The following is a 17,083-nucleotide window of genomic DNA, read 5'->3' on the forward strand; positions in this document are numbered from 1 at the left end:
CCTTGCCCGCGCTCGCTACGTCCTCGGCCGCGATCGCGGTACGCGCTTCGCGCGTCAATGCGGCCTGCGGAGCCGCTCGCACGGGCAAGGCCTGCGCCCGCCCGGCGGCGCGGAGGTTTGCGCGTAGGCAATGCCCGCGCCTGCTACGTCCTCGGCCGCGATCGCGCTGCGCGCTCCGCCCCACGCGTTCGTGCGGTTTGCCCGGGTCGCTCGTTACGGGAAGTAGAAGGCGGGGGCACCCACTTTTCTTTTCGCGACGAGGATCACGATGGCTGGTATCGTTTCGTTCGCAAGCTACGTTCCCTTCCACCGCATCGCGCGCAAGACCATTGCGCAGGCGCTCGGCACCGGCGGCGGCAAGGGCGAGCGTTCGGTTGCCTCCTACGACGAAGACACGGTGACGATGGCGGTCGAAGCCGCGCGCGATTGTGTTCGCAGGCGCGATACGGCCGGGGTCAAGGCACTGTACTTCGCGACGACGGAGCCGCCTTACGTCGAGAAGCTCAATTCCGCGACGATCCATGCGGCGCTCGATCTTCCTGCTGCCGTGCGCTGTCTCGACATCTCGTGCTCGATCCGCGCCGGAGCCGGCTCGTTGCTCGCGGCGCATGACGCCGCAGTGGCCGGCGGACAGGCGCTGGCGACGATGGCCGACATCCGCATCGGTGCCCCCGAGGGAAGCGCCGAGAGCAGCGGCGGCGACGGCGCGGCCGCGTTCCTGTTCGGCACGAGCGACGTCATCGCGCAGGTGGAAGCCACCTGGAGCGGGACCCTCGAGTTCCTCAGCAGCTGGCGCGTGGCGGGACAGCGGTATTCGAAAACCTGGGAGGAGCGCTTTTCGCTGACCCAGGGTTGGGGGCCGCTGCTGGCAGACGCCGCAAAAAACCTTCTCGCTTCGGCCAAGGTTTCTCCCGCCGACATCGCGTGGTTCGTCGTCGACGCGCCCAACGCCCGTGCCAGCGCCGGTTTTCTCGCGCAGGCCGGAATTCCCGCCGAAAAGATCATCGATGCGCGCCTCGACACGATCGGGCACGCCGGCGCCGCCCAGGTGGGGCTGATGCTCGCGACCGCGCTGGAGAAGGCCAGACCCGGCGACAGGATCGCCGTGATCGCGGCTTCCGACGGTGTCGATGCGATGCTGCTGCGCGCCACCGGCCTCATCGCGGACGGGCGGCCCGAACGCACCGTGGACCGCTGGGTCGACTCCAAGCGCGCCGATTTGCCGTACACGCGCTTCCTCAAGTGGCGCGGCATCCTGGAGACCGAGCCGCCGCGGCGACCGGATCCCCAGCGGCCGGCCGGGCCGCCGTCTCTTCGCAGCCACCGCTGGAAGTTCGCGCTCGTCGGCAGCGAGTGCACCGCCTGCGGCGCCCGCCACCTTCCTCCGCAGGAGGTTTGCGTCGCGTGCCGCGCTTCGCACAAGATGCGCGACGTTTCGTTCGCCGACGGCAAGGCCACGATCAAGACGTTTGCCGTGGACCGCCTGGCGTTCACGCCGCAGCCGCCGATGGTCGTCGCGGTGATCGATTTCGAGGGAGGCGGACGCGTGCAGAGCGAGCTCACCGACGTCGAGCCGGCCAAAGTCGCGATCGGCGATCCCGTCGAGATGACGTTCCGGCGGCTGTTCACCGCCGACGCAGTACACAACTACTTCTGGAAAGGGCGCCCGGCGCGCTGAAGAGGGAAGCATATGGCGAGCAACGGAATCCGCGACCGCGTGGCAATCGTCGGCATGGGCTGCACGTCGTTCGGCGAGCACTGGAACCGCGGCCTCGACGACCTGCTGATCGAGGCGGCAGAGTCCGCGCAGGCTTCGGCCGGAATCGACGCCGACAAGATCGATGCGTACTGGCTCGGCACGATGGGGAACCTTTCGGGACTGACGCTGTCGGAACCGCTCAAGATCAACTACAAGCCGGTCACCCACGTCGAGAATTACTGCGCCACCGGCAGCGAGGCGCTGCGCAATGCAGCGTACGCGGTGGCCTCGGGCGCTTACGATTGCGTGATGGCAATTGGAGTCGAGAAGCTCAAGGATTCGGGTTTTTCGGGCCTCGTCGTCACGCCGCCTCCGAGCGACGGGACGCATCCGGCGATGACCGCTCCCGCGCAGTTCTCGCTGCTGGCCCCTGCCTACTTCAAGAAGTACGGCCTCGACGACGAGACCGGCAAGGAAGTGCTTTCGCGCATCGCGTTCAAGAACCATTCGAACGGCGCGAAGAATCCGAAGGCCCAGTTCCGCAAGGAAGTGCCGATGGAGCAGATCCGCAACTCGCCGCGCGTGGCCGATCCTCTCGGCATCATGGACTGCTCGGGAGTGAGCGACGGCTCGGCGGCGGCGATCGTCGTGAGGGCCGAGGACGCGCACAAGTACACGGACAAGCCGATTTTCATCAAGGCGCTGTCGTTCATCGCCGGACCGGCCGCCGGTCCCCTGTCCCAGGACTACGACTTCACGACCTTCCCCGAAGTCGTGGCCTCTGCCCGGGACGCCTACTCGCAGGCCGGCGTGAAGAACCCGGCCGAAGAAATTTCGATGGCCGAGGTCCACGACTGCTTCACGCCCACCGAGCTGGTTCTCTACGAGGACCTGGGCTTTGCCGAACGAGGCGGCGCCTGGCGCGACGTCCTCGCCGGTGCCTTCGACCTCGGCGGCCGCCTTCCGGTCAATCCGGACGGGGGGCTGAAATCTTTCGGCCATCCGATCGGCGCCTCGGGCCTGAGGATGATGTACGAAATGTGGCTGCAGCTTCGCGGAGAGGCCGGGCCGCGGCAGATTTCCAATCCGAAGCTGGGACTTACCCACAACCTCGGGGGAGCGCCGGGCCGCTGCGTGAGCTTCGTGTCGGTCGTCGGTCTCTGATCGCCGTTTCAGCTTTCCCTGCGGCCCCTCTTGTTGTCAGCGCCGGGAAGACCCTTAATGCTTTCGAGGGGGCCACGCCCGTCGGGGCGTGGCCTTTCCAATTGAGAAATCCCGGAGGACCACCGGTGTCCGCTCATCAGGATACCGTCAATCTTTTCGTCGACCTTGTCAGCCGCGCTGACGAGGACATCCATCTGCCCGCGGCGGCCCTGGCGATCGCCCGCATCGCTTACCCCACCCTGGACATGGACCTTTGGCTCGACGAGCTCACTGCGCTGCGCCACGAGGCGCGGGCAGCGGCAGACGCATACACGGGCTCCGATCCGCTCGAGCCGGTGCTCGACGTCGTCTTCGAGGAACGGGGCTTCGACGGCGACCGCGAGAACTACTACGATCCGCGCAACAGTTTTCTGAGCGACGTGATCGAGCGGCGCCGCGGCATTCCGATCACGCTGGCGATGGTGCTGCTCGAAGCCGCGCGCGGCGCCGGCGTCCGCGTCGTCGGCATCGGCTTTCCGGGCCATTTCCTGGTCTGTCATCCGCAGAGCCAGCGTTACCTCGACGTTTTCCGCAAGGGACTGGTGCTCGACCGCCCGGGTCTTCTCGAGCTGCTGCGTCGCCAGGGCCTCGGGCCCGATGCGTGGAGGGACGAGTTCCTGGCGCCGGTGGGCCGCTCGCAGATGCTCGCGCGCATGCTCAACAACCTGAGGCGCCACTACACGCAGACCGGCAACGAAGGCGCACTTGCGACGGTGATCGCGATGTCGCACGGCCTCGAGCTGGCCCGCGAGCACAGCTCCGCGGCGCTCGTTCAGTAGCGGCACGCTTGCGGCGCGCCGCGCCGCTCAGAGCGGCTCTCCCGCCGGGCGCGGGCGTGCGTCGACTTCGCTCGCGTCGAGCGCCGTACGCAGCGTCCGCAGAAGTTCGTCATCCGAAAACGGCTTCTCCAGCACCGCGGCAAACCGGCCGCTGCCTCGGTCGACGAGCCCCCCGGTCATCAGCACGATCGGCAGTTCGGGTTGCTCGGCGTGCAGGCGTTGCTCGAGCTCGCGGCCGTTGCCGCCGGACATCACGAGGTCGGTGACCACCGCATCGATGTCGCCGGTGTGTTCGCGAAACCGTTCGAACGCCTCGTTGCCGCTGGCGGCCGTGACGATGCGATAGCCGCTGCGCTCCAGGTTCTGGCGGCAGCGCAGCACGACCATCGGCTCGTCGTCGACGAGAAGAATGGTCTCGGTGCCGCGAAAGTCGGCGCGGGCGGCAGACGTCTCCGTGCTGACGGCAAGCGGCAGGTGAAGCTCGACCGTCGTCCCGCTGCCGACTTCGGAGCTGATCTCGACCGTTCCCCCGTGGGCGGTCGCGCATGCATACACCATCGCGAGACCGAGGCCGGTTCCGCCCCCTTCGGATTTGGTCGTGAAGAACGGCTCGAAAAGCCGGCCGCGCACGTTTTCGGCAATGCCCACGCCGTCGTCGCGGACACTCAGGACGATCATCGAACGGCCGTTTGACGGCTTCTCCCAGGCGCGGATCTCGATGCTGCCGTCCGCCGCGATGGCGTCGCGCGCGTTGAGCCCCAGGTTGAGAATCGCCTGCGTGAGCTGGCCGGCGTCGGCGAGCACCGCCGGCAGCTTCTCGCTCGCGACCCGGACCGACATCCGCGACGGGACGGATGCACGCAGGAGCCGGGCGGTCGTCTCGACGATCTCGACGAGATCGCACCTGGCCAACCTCGCCGGCGACCGGCGGCTGAGCTGCAGGAGGCGGCGCGTGAGCTCGGAGGCTTGCTCAGCTGCCTGGCGGATGGAATCGGCGTACTCGGCAACCTGCTGCCGGCTCGTCGTCGGCAGGCGCAGCAGATCCGTATAACCGAGGATCCCGGTCAGCGAGTTGTTGAAGTCGTGCGCGAGTCCGCCGGCCAGCGTGCCGAGCGCTTCGAGCTTCTGGGACTGCGCGAGGCGCTGCTCGAGCAGGATCCTGCGACGCTCGGCCTCTTTCTGCTCGCTGACGTCGCGGCCGACGGCCTGCACCTCGACCAGGCTGCCGTCCTCGTCGAAGATCCCGCGATCGACCCAGTGGGTCCAGCACAGCACGCCGTCGTGGCGCCGCGAAAGGTGTTCGTCGACGAGCACCTCGACTTCTCTCGAAACGAGGCGCTGGATCTTCTCGCGCACTCCTTGACGGAACTCTTCGGCGATGAGGTCGAAAAAGTTCGTACCGATATGGTCGTCGGGCCTGCCGCCGAAAAAATCGGCGTACGCCTGGTTCACGAACGTGCGGACACCGTCGATCGTGTAGCGCACGATGAAATCGGTCTGGTCGCGCACGATCGCTTCGTAACGGGCCTCGCTGCGACGCAGTCGCCGAGCCGCCGTGGTTTCGACCGACCGAAGGATCATGATCGAGTAAGGCTCTTCGCGTGAAGGGCGATGCAGGCGCACGCCGCTTACCGTTCGCTCGTCGAAGACCGCGGCCGGAGCAGCAGCCTCGTACCTGCCCCCGTTCTGGAACTCGCGCAGCCCGAAAAGGCCGCCGCCGGGAATCATCCCGAGGCCGATGCGGAATCTCTCGGTGATCACCGCAAGATCGCTGGTCCGGAAGATCGCTTCCGCGGCCGCTGTCGCGTAACGCACGAAGAGCATCGGCGGCAGGAGATCGGAGCGTTCGGGCACCGATCGGAGCCACGCCTCGAACCGGTCGTCGTCCCAGAAGTCTTCGCGATCGAACAAGGACCGCACGCCGGTCCAGTCGACCACGATGAGCGCTGCCGCCTCGCCATCGGTCGAGCAGGCGAACGCGACGGCATCCTCGAACGTGCGGATCATCGGTGTCCTCCTACCATGAATCGCCCGAGCGTAGCGTTCCGGCGTCACTCAGACGAGCCGCGGCGTCGCGCCCAGTCCGTGGATCGCGTGTCGTCCAGGGTGCCGCGCTCGATCGGCAGCCGCATTGACACCAGCCCCCGCATGGGCAAGCAGTGCTCGCCCGCCGGCGGCGGGACATCTCGCCATGCGGAGGCCCGCAACGTGATCGACTTCGAAACTCGCGGCAACATCGCCGTCATCTCCATCAACCGCCCCGAAGCTCGCAACGCCGTCAACGGCGCCGTCGCAAGCGGCATCGAAGCCGCGATCGACCGGCTCGAGTCCGACGATTCGTTGTGGGTCGGCGTGCTGACGGGAAAGGGCCCGGTGTTCTGCGCCGGGGCCGACCTCAAGGCGATCAACTCGGGACAGGCCGCCGACCTTGCCACGGCAAAAGGCGGATTCGCAGGCTTTGTCGCGCGCGAGCGCAGCAAGCCGGTGATCGCAGCCGTGGACGGCCCCGCGCTGGCCGGCGGCTGCGAGATCTGCCTTGCCTGCGATCTCATCGTCGCCAGCCGCGAAGCCCGCTTCGGCGTGCCCGAGGTCAAGCGTTCGCTGGCTGCCGCAGCCGGCGCCTTGTTCCGTCTGCCGCGCGTGCTGCCGCGCAACGTCGCAACGTGGATGATCGCCACCGGCGAGCCGATCTCGGCCGAAGAGTGCGCGCGCTACGGCATGGTGAACACGCTGTGCGATCCGGGCCAGGCCGTGGACCAGGCCGTCGAGCTTGCCGGACTGATCTGCAAGAACGCACCGCTTGCCGTGCGCGAAAGCCTGCGCGTGATGCGCGAGACCGCGATGGCCGGCGACGAGGCCGCGTTCCGCCGCTCGACCGAAGCGATGATGAACCTGGCTGCGACCGAGGACTTCTGGGAAGGACCGAAGGCTTTTATCGAGAAGCGGCCGCCGGTGTGGAAAGGGAAGTGACGCCGGGATCGATGTTCTCCCAGTGCAGGCACGTATCGATGCTGCGCCGCTGCGGTCTCCTGTAGGGCTGCAGCGGCCAGCCGATCGGGATCAGCGCTGCCGACGGCTGCGAAGGCGCGAGGCCCAGCCAGCGGTCGAGCTCGTCGTGGAACGCGAGCTGCATCATCGTAAGGCACGCTCCGAGCCCCACGGCACGACACGCCAGCAGGATGTTCTGGATCGCGGGGAACAGCGCCTGATACTGCGCGTGACCGCGGCGCGTCCAGCCCGCGACGACCAGGTGCACCGGCACTTCGTGGAAATGCTCGGCGAGCCAGATCGCCGATTCCATGTTGCGCCGTTTGGCCGGCGCGTACGATGGATCGCGCGCCGCTTCGACGGCAGGCGCGATGTACGCCGAAAAGGCGGCGCGGTAGCGCTCGGCGATCCACGCGCGCCGCTGCGGCTCGGTCACGGCGATGAAGATCCACGGCTGGCGGTTGCCGCCGCTCGGCGCGAAGGTGCCGGCCTCGCAAACCTTGCGGATGAGCTCGCGCGGCACGGGATCGGGTTTCAGGCGCCGGATGGCGCGCGTCGTGCGGATCCCTTCGAGAAGAGGAACGTCCTCGCCGATGGTCTCCGGATCGGGAACGGACCTGCTCACTGGCACTTCTCGCTGGCCGGCGGCACGCGGTGGCAGGCCATCGAGTCGGTGACGCCGCCGGAAATGTACGCGCAGGCGTTGGTGATCGCGCCTTCGCGCGCGAGCTCGACGGTTGCAGCGGCGACCGAGCGGCACTGGGAGCGGCCGTTGTAGGCCATGCAGACGTCGCAGGTATGCTCGCCCGCCGACATGCTGCCTGCGAGAATCCAGCCGAGCCCGGCAAGGCTCAGCACGAGTCCAACGATACCGGCGCGGCTCATCGGCGCGCACCATAGCGGCGGCCCTGCCGCCCGGCAACTTACGCCGCGCGCTCCGTCAGCAGCAGCCCGGCCGCGCCGATCACGTAGACCAGCGTCGCCCAGGCCGCGACGAACGGAAAGCCGTACGTCATCGCCAGCACGATCGCGACGACGGTGCCGATCACGGTCGTGCAGCCGTTGACGGCCCACGCCCACGGGATCAGGCGCTCGTCGATGGCCGCGACGATGCGGATTCCGGTCGGGAAGAAGGTTCCCAGCACCAGGCCCAGCGGCGCGAGCAGCGCGACCGAGATCGCGATGCGGGTGGCAAGCGAGGCGCTGAGGTTCGCGGAGATCAGGCTCGAGGCCACCTGGTCGAACAGTCCGACCAGCACGACGAGCAGCGAAACCTGGACGAGGATCGCCGTGCGTGCCGGCAGCGGGAGTCGTTCGGACAGCATGCTTCCGGCCCCGGCCGAGACCAGCAGCGAGCACATCACGACCGACAGCGAGTAGGTCGGATAGCCGAGGAACAGCACGAAGCGCTGCAGCAGCGTGATCTCGAGCAGCATGAAGCCGAGACCGAGAGCGGAAAAATAGAGGATCAGTCCGAACGGTTTGCGCACGGCGCGACTGCCTCGCAGGCGCGTCAGCGGCCACACGATCATCGCGAGCGACACGACGATCGATTCGACGAGCATCACCAGCAGGATCCTCTGGCCGGTGGCCGGCGTCGTGCGCGCGTCGTCGGCGCGCGGGAACACGAGGCCCTTCCACGTGTAGAAATTGAAGAAAAAGGGGCTCGAATCCGCCACCGGATCCAGGCGCAGGTAATGGTTGGCGATGAACGACTGCTGGCCTTCGGCATCGAGCGCGAGGAACTCGGATACCTTGTGCGGCTCGCGCGCGCCCGGCTCGTGCCAGAACGAAAACCCCTCGGCGGCCGCGAACGATTCGAGCGCGGAGAGCTCCGTGGCCGTAAAAGGCTCGCGCTTGACCAGCGTCGTCACGAGCGGCGTCGTGCCGGCGCTTGCGAGGATCACCATCTGCGACTTCGGGTCTTTGGCGCCTGTTGCCGCCAGCGCGCGCTCGATCGTCGTCGCAAAGCGCAGGATGATGTACGTCGGAGCCGCCACGCCGAAGTTGTCGAACGAGAACAGCGCGAACGTTCCCCCCGGTTTCAGCTGCTCGAGATAGCGCGTGAACGCGTCGGTCGTGTACAGGTAGCTTTCGGCGAGCACGTAGGCGCCGGATGACAGTGCCGACAAGGTGTCGATGCTGTTGAGCTCGATCAGGTCGAACTTTCGTTCGCGGTTGGCTTCGATCCAGTGTCGCGCTTCGGCGTTGACCACCGTCAGGCGCGGCGAGCGGAAAAGATCGCCGTTGAAATCGCGAAACCGGTCGCGGCCGAGCTCGATGGTAACCGGGTTCAGCTCGAGGCCGGTCATGGGCCCCGCGCCGTTGGCGATGCCGGCCAGCGCGTCCGCGCCGCCCCCGAGGCCGATGACGAGCGTCTCCGGCGACTTCATGATCCGGTACGGGGCGGCCATCAGGTGGTGCCGGAACATGTCGAGGGACTCATCCTTGCCGTCCCACTGGTACATCACGGCGAAGGATCCGCCGTCGTAGCCGACCATGCGGAACTCGGGCGCACGCGCGGTCGAGCCTTTGCCTGCACCCGACAGCGCGTAGCTGCCCGCCCAACTCGTCTCGGTCCTGTCCCAGCCGACGGCGTCGACGCGATTGATCGGGGTCCAGCGCTCGAAGAGATGATGCGATCCGGGCGAGGCGAGGAACTGGGCGAGGAATTTTTCCGGAGAAGGAGGAAACGGTCCGTAACGATCGACGAGCGCGCCGCCGGTGAGTGCGACCGCGGCCGACGCCAGCGAGACCAGCGCCAGTTGCCGCCTGCCGCGTACGTACGGAAGGCCGCTTGCGGCCATCGCCGCGGCACCGAGAACCACGGCGGCCGGCGTGCCGACTGCCCAGATCACCGGTACCGACAGCGCGCAGCCGAGCGCCGCCCCGGCAAGATCCAGGCCGTACAGGATCCCGACGCGCGAGTGCATGGCCGAAAGTACGGTGACGACTCCGGCACCGGCGAAGAAGAACGGAACGGTGATCACCGCTCCGTACAGCGTCAGCGTGACGATTGCCGCGGCGTCGTTGCCGAAGACGGCAGGGTCGAGGCGCACGACCGAGCTGAATGCGAGAGCTGCAATCGCTGCAAGGCCGGCAAGCGCGCCGCTGACAACGAGTCGCCGGCGGATGCTCGATGCGGGGCGAGACACGGCCAGCAGCGAGCCGGCGCTGCCGAAGCCGAGCAGCGCCGTGGCGATCGTCACGTAAGCGAAGTGGTACGAGATCGCCATCGAGAAAATGCGCGTGAACGCGATCTCGATCGAGAGCACCCCGTACGAAAGCAGGAAAATGCCGGCAGCGAGCTGGCGCAGCGACGGGCAGTCGTCTTGGTCGGGCGGGTGCAAGGGTGGGTCGGCTCCGTGGGACTCGGTGGGGCTTCGTCGGGCTCGATTGCGCTTCGTCAAGGGAAAAGACAGGCACGCAGCGAGCCTGTCCGCAGCTTGCCAATGTAGCGGAGCCCGCAGGTTCGTTCGAGCCTGGCACGGGGTCAGCGGCTTGGCCTCGACGCTGCGCCGACGCTAAGAGACGCTCGTGACCACGATCCCCGGCAAAAGCCGCGAGCTGCACGACGACGAGGCGCATTTGCTCGCGGCGCTGGCGGCCATCGATGCAGCGGATGGCCGCCTGGATGCAGCGCAACAGACGCTGGTCATCGAAGCCCTGTCGCATCCGGCCAAACCGGCACGGCGCGAGGCTGCCGTTCTCGTTGCGCGGCTGCTGCAGGCGAAACGGATCGAGGCATCGCCGGTCGCGGCCCAGCTCGAAGGGCAACCCGCGGCGCGCTGGGGCGCAGCGTTTGCTCTTGCCCGAGCCGGCCTCTGCGACGATCGCGTCGTCGACGCGGCGGTCGCGGCTCTCGGCGACAGCGACGGCGATGTTCGCTGGGCTGCCTCTTCGATCGTCAGCCCGCGCGCGCGTGTCTCCGAGGGTCTGGCGCGAAGGCTCGCCGGGCTTTCGCGCACCGGGGCGCCGGCCGTGCGCAAGATGGCGCTGCTGTGCCTGTGCGACAGCGGTTGCACCGACGCGGCGCTCTTCCGCCACGGACTCGACGACGACGACCGCTACGTGCGGCTCGCCGCGCTGGCGTGTCTCGGCCGCATCGCGGATCGCTCGCAGGAAACCATCGCGGGAGTCGAGCGAATCGCCTCTTCGGATCCGTACCCGAACGTCCGGCGCGCCGCCTGCGCGATCCTCGAGCGCCGGCTCACCAATCCTGCACCTTCGAGCACCGGCAAGGAGTGACGGCGATGCCCCGATCCGTGCGTGGTCTGTTCGACCTCAGCGGCAAAGTCGCCGTCGTCACCGGCGCAAGCCGCGGGCTCGGGCGGGAGATGGCGCTTGCGATGGCCGAGGCCGGCGCCGACGTCGTCGTCGCGAGCCGCAAGCTCGACGCTTGCGTGGCCACGGCGCGCGAGATCGAGGCTCTCGGTCGCCGCGCGCTTGCCCACGCCTGCCACGTCGGCATCTGGAAGGACGTCGACTCGCTGGTGGACGCGGCGTACTCGAAGTTCGGCCGTGTCGACGTGCTCGTGAACAACGCCGGAATGTCGCCGCTTTATCCGTCACTCGACGCAGTCAGCGAAGAGCTGTGGGACAAGGTGCTCGCCGTCAACCTGAAGGGGCCGTTCCGCCTTTCGGCTCTCGTCGGCACGCGGATGCAGGCCGCAGGCGGAGGATCGATCATCAACATCGGCAGCATCGCGGCCGAGCGGCCGACACCGACGGAAACGCCTTACGCCGCTGCCAAGGCCGGTCTCCATGCGATCACCGTCGCATTCGCTCACGCGTTCGGACCGACGGTTCGCGTCAACGCGATCCAGGCCGGGCCCTTTCTCACCGACATCTCGAAGGCGTGGCCGGAAGGCGTCGAAGCGGTCCTGGCGGCGCGCTCGGCACTGCGGCGGGCCGGGCGGCCCGACGAAATCGTCGGAACGGCGCTGTACCTCGCCTCGAACGCGTCCAGCTTTACCACCGGCGCGGTGATCCGGGTCGACGGAGGGCAGGTGTGATCGTGCGACGCGGCCTCGTGCGCAGCCGCTGCGGCGCACTGCTTGCAGCGGGGCAGTTTCTCGCGCAGGAAGGGACGCCATGACTCGCCTTTCGCAGAAGCGCTGCACGCCGTGCCACGACGGGATGCCGTCGCTGACCATTCCCGAAGCGACTGCGCTGGTGCGCGATCTGGACGGCTGGCAGCTCGAGCCGGGGCCCCGTCTGGTCAAGCAGTGGAAACTGCCCGACTTCGCGTCGGCCCTCGCGCTGGTCAATCGCATCGGGGCGATTGCCGAGGCCGAAAACCATCATCCCGACATCACGCTCGGATGGGGAAAAGTGGCGGTCGAGCTGTGGACGCACGCGGCGCGGGGGCTGACCGAGAACGATTTCATCGTCGCGGCCAAAATCGACGAAGCCCAGGCCGGGCACCACTGAGAAAAGGAGACGACGACGGCGATGCACTGGATCCAGCTTCTGACCGCGGCTTTCCTGGCCGTGCTTTTCCTGCAGTCGGGCCTCGACAAGCTGATCGATCGCGACGGGAACGCAGCGTGGTTGCGCGAACATTTTCAGGCTTCCCCGCTGGCCGGCCAGGTGGAATTGATGCTGACGGTGGTCACCGTCTTCGAAATCCTTGCCGGAACGCTGAGCGGGCTCGGCACCGTCGCGCTGCTGCTGTGGGGAGGACGAAGCTTTGCCTACGCGGGCGCGATTGTCGCGGGCGTCACGATCGTGATGCTGTTCCTCGGCCAGCGTGTCGCCAAGGACTACGCGGGAGCGGCCGTGCTCGTGCCGTACTTCCTGCTGACGCTCGTCGCGTTGCAGGTGCTCCAGTAGTCGCACTTCGCACGATTCATGTTCTTGCCGGACCCCGGCGCCGCGACGCTGCTCCTTCGGCAAAACGTCCGCCGAAGGACTGCAGGCGGCTTCGCACTTCGCCGAGCTCTCCGACCTCGATGACGCTGCCGCCGCGGTAGGCGATGACCGCCGAGCTGGTGGGTGAGAGGCGCGCGCCCGGCACGATCGTCCCGAGAAGATTGAGCGGGTCTGCCGCCGAGACGACCGCGATTTCGGCGGAGCCGTCCTCGCGCCGCACCGCTCGCAGCGCCTCGACCGCATGAGGCAGCGCGAACTGCTCACCGACGAAGCCGGCAACGAAGCGGCCGCCACGCACGACGCCTCGCGCTTCCATTCGGCGCAGCGCCCACAGGATGCGACGCCACGGCGGTAGTCCCCGCTCGCGAAGGACCACGTCGCGGAAGACGACACCGTAGCGATGCAGCAGACGCGTGGCGGTGCGCGCGTCGGTCTCGTCGTCGGCCGCGACAGGCTCCAGGCCCGCGCGCAGCAGCGACCAGCGCCCGGTCGGCAGCAGGCGCCGGCTGCTGCGGCCGGAAATGGCGCGAAGGCGGGTGCCGGCAACGGCGCGCGCGCGCGCGCCGCCGGCACCGGCGCGCGGGCGCGCGCCGCCGGAAAGTCCGAGGCTTGCCGCGGCTGCGCCGACATTGGTCGTGCGCGCTTTTCGCCGGTCGTCGCGCTGCAGCAGGGCACGCAGGCCCGCGATGCCGTCGCCGGTCACCAGCCCGCAGGCAACCAGCTCCCACAGCGCGTCTTCGACTTCGGCCGCGAGCTTGCCCGTGGCCCGCGAAAGATCGGCGAGGAAGGATGCACCGCGGGCCTCGAGCGCGCGCAAGACGGCGCAGCCGGCGGCCGTAAGCGAATCTTCGAGGCTCACGCCCGGCGCGACCGGCTGGAGAAGATCCTCGAGCACGCTGCGCAGGCAGAACGCGATCGGCGCAGAGCGCGTCGGTCCCCGCGTGCGACGCCGGCGCGCGACTGCAGCTTCGTCGTCTTCGTCAGACAGGCTCGGTGCCAGGCGACCCCACGCGACTTCTCCGCTCAGGCACAGCTGCTCGAGATCGGCGCCGTCGTAATTGTCGATGCGCGCCGGCAGCACGTCGCGCTCCCACGCCGTCGCCGGCAGCTCCAGGCCCGAAAGCTGGGCGACGATGCTGCGCACGCCATCGCGGCCGTGCAGCTGCGAGTTGTCGTGCACGTGCTGCCAGCGCAGCAGGAAGCGCACGAAATCGGCGGAGGACACCGGCTCGATCTCGCTTCGCAGGCGCCCGATAGTCAGGCGGTGGATTCGCGCCAGCAGGCCGCGCTCGCACCACTCGATTTCCCCGGGCGCCTCGTCGGTGAAACTTCCCTGCAACACGCAGCCTTGGGATTCCAGGCGCGCAAGGGCCGCATCGACGCGCTCCGGCGCAAGGCCGATTCGTGCGGCGAGGGCGGCAGCAGTGGCTGGGCCGACGCTGTCCATCCACCCGCGCACCACGTCGAGAGCCGCCTGCTCTTCGTCGAGGGCACCGCCGCGGGAGGGGATCGAAATATCCGGAACTTCCGGTTCGACGTGCGCCGCGGGGAACAGCATGCGAATCGCGCGAACGTATTCCGTGGCAACGACGGCTGCCTCGCGCCCTCCTGCAACCAGTCGAGTCGCGCGCCGCGATGCGATCAGCGTTTCGATGTGCGCGCTCCACGCAAGCGCATCCCGAATCGGAACCAGCCCGAGCGTCAGCAGCGCATCGTGCACTTCGTCGGCCGTCCTCGCCTGGGGCCACGCCTGGCGCCGCACCTCGTCGATGGCGGCGCGATCCAGAGCGCCGATGTCGCCCGTAGAGACGGCATCGGTCCGTCGAAGGCTCACGGCGCGAGCGCGGCGTTCCTCGAGCGGCGCGTCGTCGAGAAAGGCGTAAGGCCCCGCGCCGAGCAGCTCGTGCGCGAAGGGCGACGGCGCGGGCGTCTCGACGGCGATCGTGCGGATCCTCCCGTCGTCGATGGCTGCAAGCACCTGCGCGAGACCTTCGGTGTCCATCGCCTCGTACAGGCAATCGTCGATCGTCTCGTCGACCAGCGGATGCGACGGCGGCTCGATGCGGCCCGGGTGATTGTCCTGGCAGCCGGCCTGCTCGGGAAAGACGGCGGCCAGCAGGTCCTCTGCCTGCATGCGCTGCAACGCGACCGGCACCTTGCGGCCGCCGCGGAATCGCAGCAGCACCAGCGCGCGCGAGGCGTTCCAGCGCCAGCGGTTCGTGAACATCGGCGACTGCAGCGCGGCCTGAACGAGGTCGTCACGGAACGTGGCCGGCCTGACGAAACGGAACACCGACTCCAGCGGAAAGCTGTGCTGCTCACCGAGCGAAATCAGGATGCCGTCATCGGTCGCGGCGGCCTGCAGCTCGAAATCGAACGAAACGCAGAAGCGCTTGCGCAGCGCCAGCCCGAACGCGCGATTGATGCGCGCGCCGAACGGGGCGTGCAGCACGAGCTGCATGCCGCCTGCTTCGTCGAAAAAGCGCTCGGCGATGATCGTGTCGGGCGCGGGCACGGCGCCGAGCGAGGCAATGCCGTCGCGCACGTACGCGACGAGCTGGATCGCGCCCTCGCGCGATACCCGGGTCTCGGCGACGAGCCAGCGCACCGCGCCCTCGACGTCGTGGCGGCGCGCGGCGATCTCGCGGCGCAGATCGCCGACGGCAGTGGACAGCTCGATCGAGCGTCCGGGGCCTTCGCCGAGCCAGAAAGGGATCGTCGGCGGCGTCACTCCCGCGTCTTCGACCCTCATTCGTCCCGTCTCGACGCGGCGCACCCGCCACGAATGGTTGCCGAGCTGGATGATGTCGCCTGCCAGGCTCTCGACCGCGAAATCCTCGTTGACCTTGCCGAGCAGGGTGCCGTCGGGCTCGAGCACGACGTCGTAGTCGGCAGTGTCGGGGATCGCGCCGCCCGACGTGATCGCAGCGAGGCGGGCGCCGCGACGCGCGCGGATCACCCCGCCGACGCGGTCGAAGTGCAGATGAGCGCCGCGCCGTCCGCGCCTGGCGCTGACGCCTTCGGAAAGCATCTCGACGATGGCATCGAACTCGCTGCGCGGGAAATCGCGATAGACGAACGCGCGAGTCACCAGCGTGAACAGCTCGTCGACGCCGATCTCGCAGGCGGCGGCAATCGAGACGATGTGCTGCGCGAGAACGTCGCGCGCCGGGCGCGGCAGCTGGATCGCGTCGAGCTCTCCGGCAAGCGTCGCACGGACCGTTGCCGCGGCCTGCAGCAGCTCATCGCGTGTTCCGGGGAACACGACGGCACGCGGCACCGCACCGAGCCAGTGCCCGGCGCGACCGACACGCTGGAGGAACGTCGCGATCCTGCGCGCAACACCGAGATGGCACACGAGGTCGACGTGACCAACGTCGATGCCGAGCTCGAGGGATGCGGTCGCGACCACCACGGGCACTTCGCCGGATTTCAGTTTCTGCTCGGCCTCCAGCCGCGCCTCGCGCGAGAGGCTGCCGTGGTGCGCCGCCACTTTCTCCTTGCCGAGCCTCTCGCCGAGCGCATGCGCGACGCGCTCGACCATGCGCCTGGTATTGACGAACACGATCAGTGAGCGGTGCTCGCCGGCCAGTGTCGCGATGCGATCGTGAATCGCCGCCGCGAGCTCGTGGGTCGCAACGGGTCCCAGCTCGAAATCGGGGATTTCCACGCGCAGGTCGAGCGGGCGGCGATGGCCGCTGTCGACGATCGTGCAGATCGCGTTGCCGTCGCCGTCGAGGCGTCCGGCGCCGACGAGCAGCCGCGCGATCTCGTCGATCGGCTTTTGCGTTGCGGAAAGGCCGATGCGTGCAACGGGGCGACCGGCTTCGCGGTCGAGGCGCTCGAGCGACAGCGCGAGGTGGAGACCGCGCTTGTCCTGCGCGATCGCGTGGATCTCGTCGACGATGACGCGACGGATGCCGGCCAGCAGGCGGCGGCTGCGCTCGGCTGTCAGCAGGATGAACAGCGACTCGGGAGTCGTGATCAGGATGTGCGGCGGATGGCGCAGCTGCATCGCGCGCTCGCGCTGCGAGGTGTCGCCGCTTCGCACGGCGACGCGGATCTCGCCGAGAGGCTCGCCGCGCTCTTTGGCAAGCGCGCGGATGCCGGCCAGCGGCACCGCGAGGTTTTTCTCGATGTCGTTGCCGAGAGCTTTCAGCGGCGAGACGTAAAGCGTGTGGATCGTGTCGGCGAGCGAGCCGTCGCCCGCTTCGCGCACCAGCTCGTCGAGCGACCACAGGAACGCCGCCAGCGTCTTGCCCGAGCCGGTAGGGGCGGCAACGAGCGTGTCGCGTCCGGCGGCGATGCTGCGCCAGCCCTCCTTCTGGACCGCCGTCGGCGCGCGGAACGACTGCTCGAACCAGTCGCGCACGAGAGGGTGGAAGCCGAGATCCTGCACTTCGGGCCTTTTATCCGATCCACGCCGCAAAAGCGGGGACCGCTGTGCCCGGTGGCGTGCGGGCGGGGCCGGATCGCCCGGCCCGGTCGGTCGTCAGCGGCCGGGGGCCAGCCCGGACCGCCGGGCGATCGGCATGGCTTT

Annotated in this window: 13 protein-coding genes; 8 read left to right on the top strand and 5 right to left on the bottom strand. The window is 68.5% G+C overall.

Annotated elements, in window-relative coordinates; translation table 11 throughout:
* Positions 1 to 268 precede the first annotated feature (268 nt).
* The 3 genes from VGK20_14115 to VGK20_14125 all read left to right on the top strand — a co-directional run bounded on the left by VGK20_14115 (position 269) and on the right by VGK20_14125 (position 3,681).
* The gene (locus VGK20_14115; GenBank protein HEY2775178.1) at positions 269 to 1,678 is read left to right on the top strand and encodes an OB-fold domain-containing protein; all 1,410 of its coding nucleotides are present in this window, start codon (positions 269 to 271) and stop codon (positions 1,676 to 1,678) included.
* A gap of 12 nt (positions 1,679 to 1,690) precedes the next feature.
* A complete protein-coding gene (locus tag VGK20_14120; protein HEY2775179.1) occupies positions 1,691 to 2,863 on the top strand; it encodes an acetyl-CoA acetyltransferase in 1,173 nt (390 codons plus the stop codon).
* 125 nt (positions 2,864 to 2,988) lie between these two features.
* Positions 2,989 to 3,681 carry a transglutaminase-like domain-containing protein gene (locus VGK20_14125; GenBank protein HEY2775180.1) on the top strand — a complete coding sequence of 231 codons (693 nt, stop codon included), beginning with the start codon at positions 2,989 to 2,991 and terminating at the stop codon, positions 3,679 to 3,681.
* A gap of 27 nt (positions 3,682 to 3,708) precedes the next feature.
* Here the strand turns inward: VGK20_14125 and VGK20_14130 are convergent, their stop codons facing one another.
* The gene (locus tag VGK20_14130) at positions 3,709 to 5,688 is read right to left on the bottom strand and encodes an ATP-binding protein (GenBank protein HEY2775181.1); all 1,980 of its coding nucleotides are present in this window, start codon (positions 5,686 to 5,688) and stop codon (positions 3,709 to 3,711) included.
* Positions 5,689 to 5,889: 201 nt separating this feature from the next.
* On the opposite strand from VGK20_14130, the gene VGK20_14135 reads away from it, so the two are divergent.
* Positions 5,890 to 6,651: a crotonase/enoyl-CoA hydratase family protein gene (locus tag VGK20_14135; GenBank protein ID HEY2775182.1), complete on the top strand. Its 762-nt coding sequence runs from the start codon at positions 5,890 to 5,892 to the stop codon at positions 6,649 to 6,651.
* Here VGK20_14135 and VGK20_14140 read toward each other — a convergent pair.
* The 3 genes from VGK20_14140 to VGK20_14150 are packed head-to-tail and all read right to left on the bottom strand — an operon-like array spanning position 6,614 to position 10,019.
* Positions 6,614 to 7,294 carry a nitroreductase family protein gene (locus tag VGK20_14140; protein ID HEY2775183.1) on the bottom strand — a complete coding sequence of 227 codons (681 nt, stop codon included), beginning with the start codon at positions 7,292 to 7,294 and terminating at the stop codon, positions 6,614 to 6,616. The genes VGK20_14135 and VGK20_14140 overlap by 38 nt on opposite strands.
* On the bottom strand, positions 7,291 to 7,554 hold the full coding sequence (locus VGK20_14145; protein ID HEY2775184.1) for a hypothetical protein: 264 nt from the start codon (positions 7,552 to 7,554) through the stop codon (positions 7,291 to 7,293). The genes VGK20_14140 and VGK20_14145 overlap by 4 nt, the downstream gene beginning before the upstream one ends.
* Before the next feature lie 38 nt (positions 7,555 to 7,592).
* Positions 7,593 to 10,019: a hypothetical protein gene (locus VGK20_14150; protein HEY2775185.1), complete on the bottom strand. Its 2,427-nt coding sequence runs from the start codon at positions 10,017 to 10,019 to the stop codon at positions 7,593 to 7,595.
* A gap of 187 nt (positions 10,020 to 10,206) precedes the next feature.
* Here VGK20_14150 and VGK20_14155 point away from each other — a divergent pair, with 187 nt between their 5' ends.
* The 4 genes from VGK20_14155 to VGK20_14170 all read left to right on the top strand — a co-directional run bounded on the left by VGK20_14155 (position 10,207) and on the right by VGK20_14170 (position 12,504).
* Positions 10,207 to 10,917 (top strand): HEAT repeat domain-containing protein, encoded by a 711-nt coding sequence (locus VGK20_14155; GenBank protein HEY2775186.1) that lies wholly within the window; start codon positions 10,207 to 10,209, stop codon positions 10,915 to 10,917.
* 5 nt (positions 10,918 to 10,922) lie between these two features.
* Positions 10,923 to 11,684, top strand: a complete 762-nt coding sequence (locus VGK20_14160; GenBank protein ID HEY2775187.1) for a glucose 1-dehydrogenase — start codon at positions 10,923 to 10,925, stop codon at positions 11,682 to 11,684.
* Positions 11,685 to 11,763: 79 nt separating this feature from the next.
* Complete coding sequence (locus tag VGK20_14165) at positions 11,764 to 12,102, top strand: 4a-hydroxytetrahydrobiopterin dehydratase (GenBank protein ID HEY2775188.1); 339 nt, start codon at positions 11,764 to 11,766, stop codon at positions 12,100 to 12,102.
* A gap of 21 nt (positions 12,103 to 12,123) precedes the next feature.
* Entirely contained in the window at positions 12,124 to 12,504 is a 381-nt protein-coding gene (locus VGK20_14170; protein HEY2775189.1) for a DoxX family protein, read from the top strand.
* Positions 12,505 to 12,520: 16 nt separating this feature from the next.
* Here VGK20_14170 and VGK20_14175 read toward each other — a convergent pair whose 3' ends face one another.
* Positions 12,521 to 16,942 carry a DEAD/DEAH box helicase gene (locus tag VGK20_14175; protein HEY2775190.1) on the bottom strand — a complete coding sequence of 1,474 codons (4,422 nt, stop codon included), beginning with the start codon at positions 16,940 to 16,942 and terminating at the stop codon, positions 12,521 to 12,523.
* Positions 16,943 to 17,083 lie beyond the last annotated feature (141 nt).

The sequence above is a fragment of the Candidatus Binatia bacterium genome, assembly GCA_036493895.1.
Taxonomy (GTDB): domain Bacteria; phylum Desulfobacterota; class Binatia; order UBA1149; family CAITLU01; genus DATNBU01.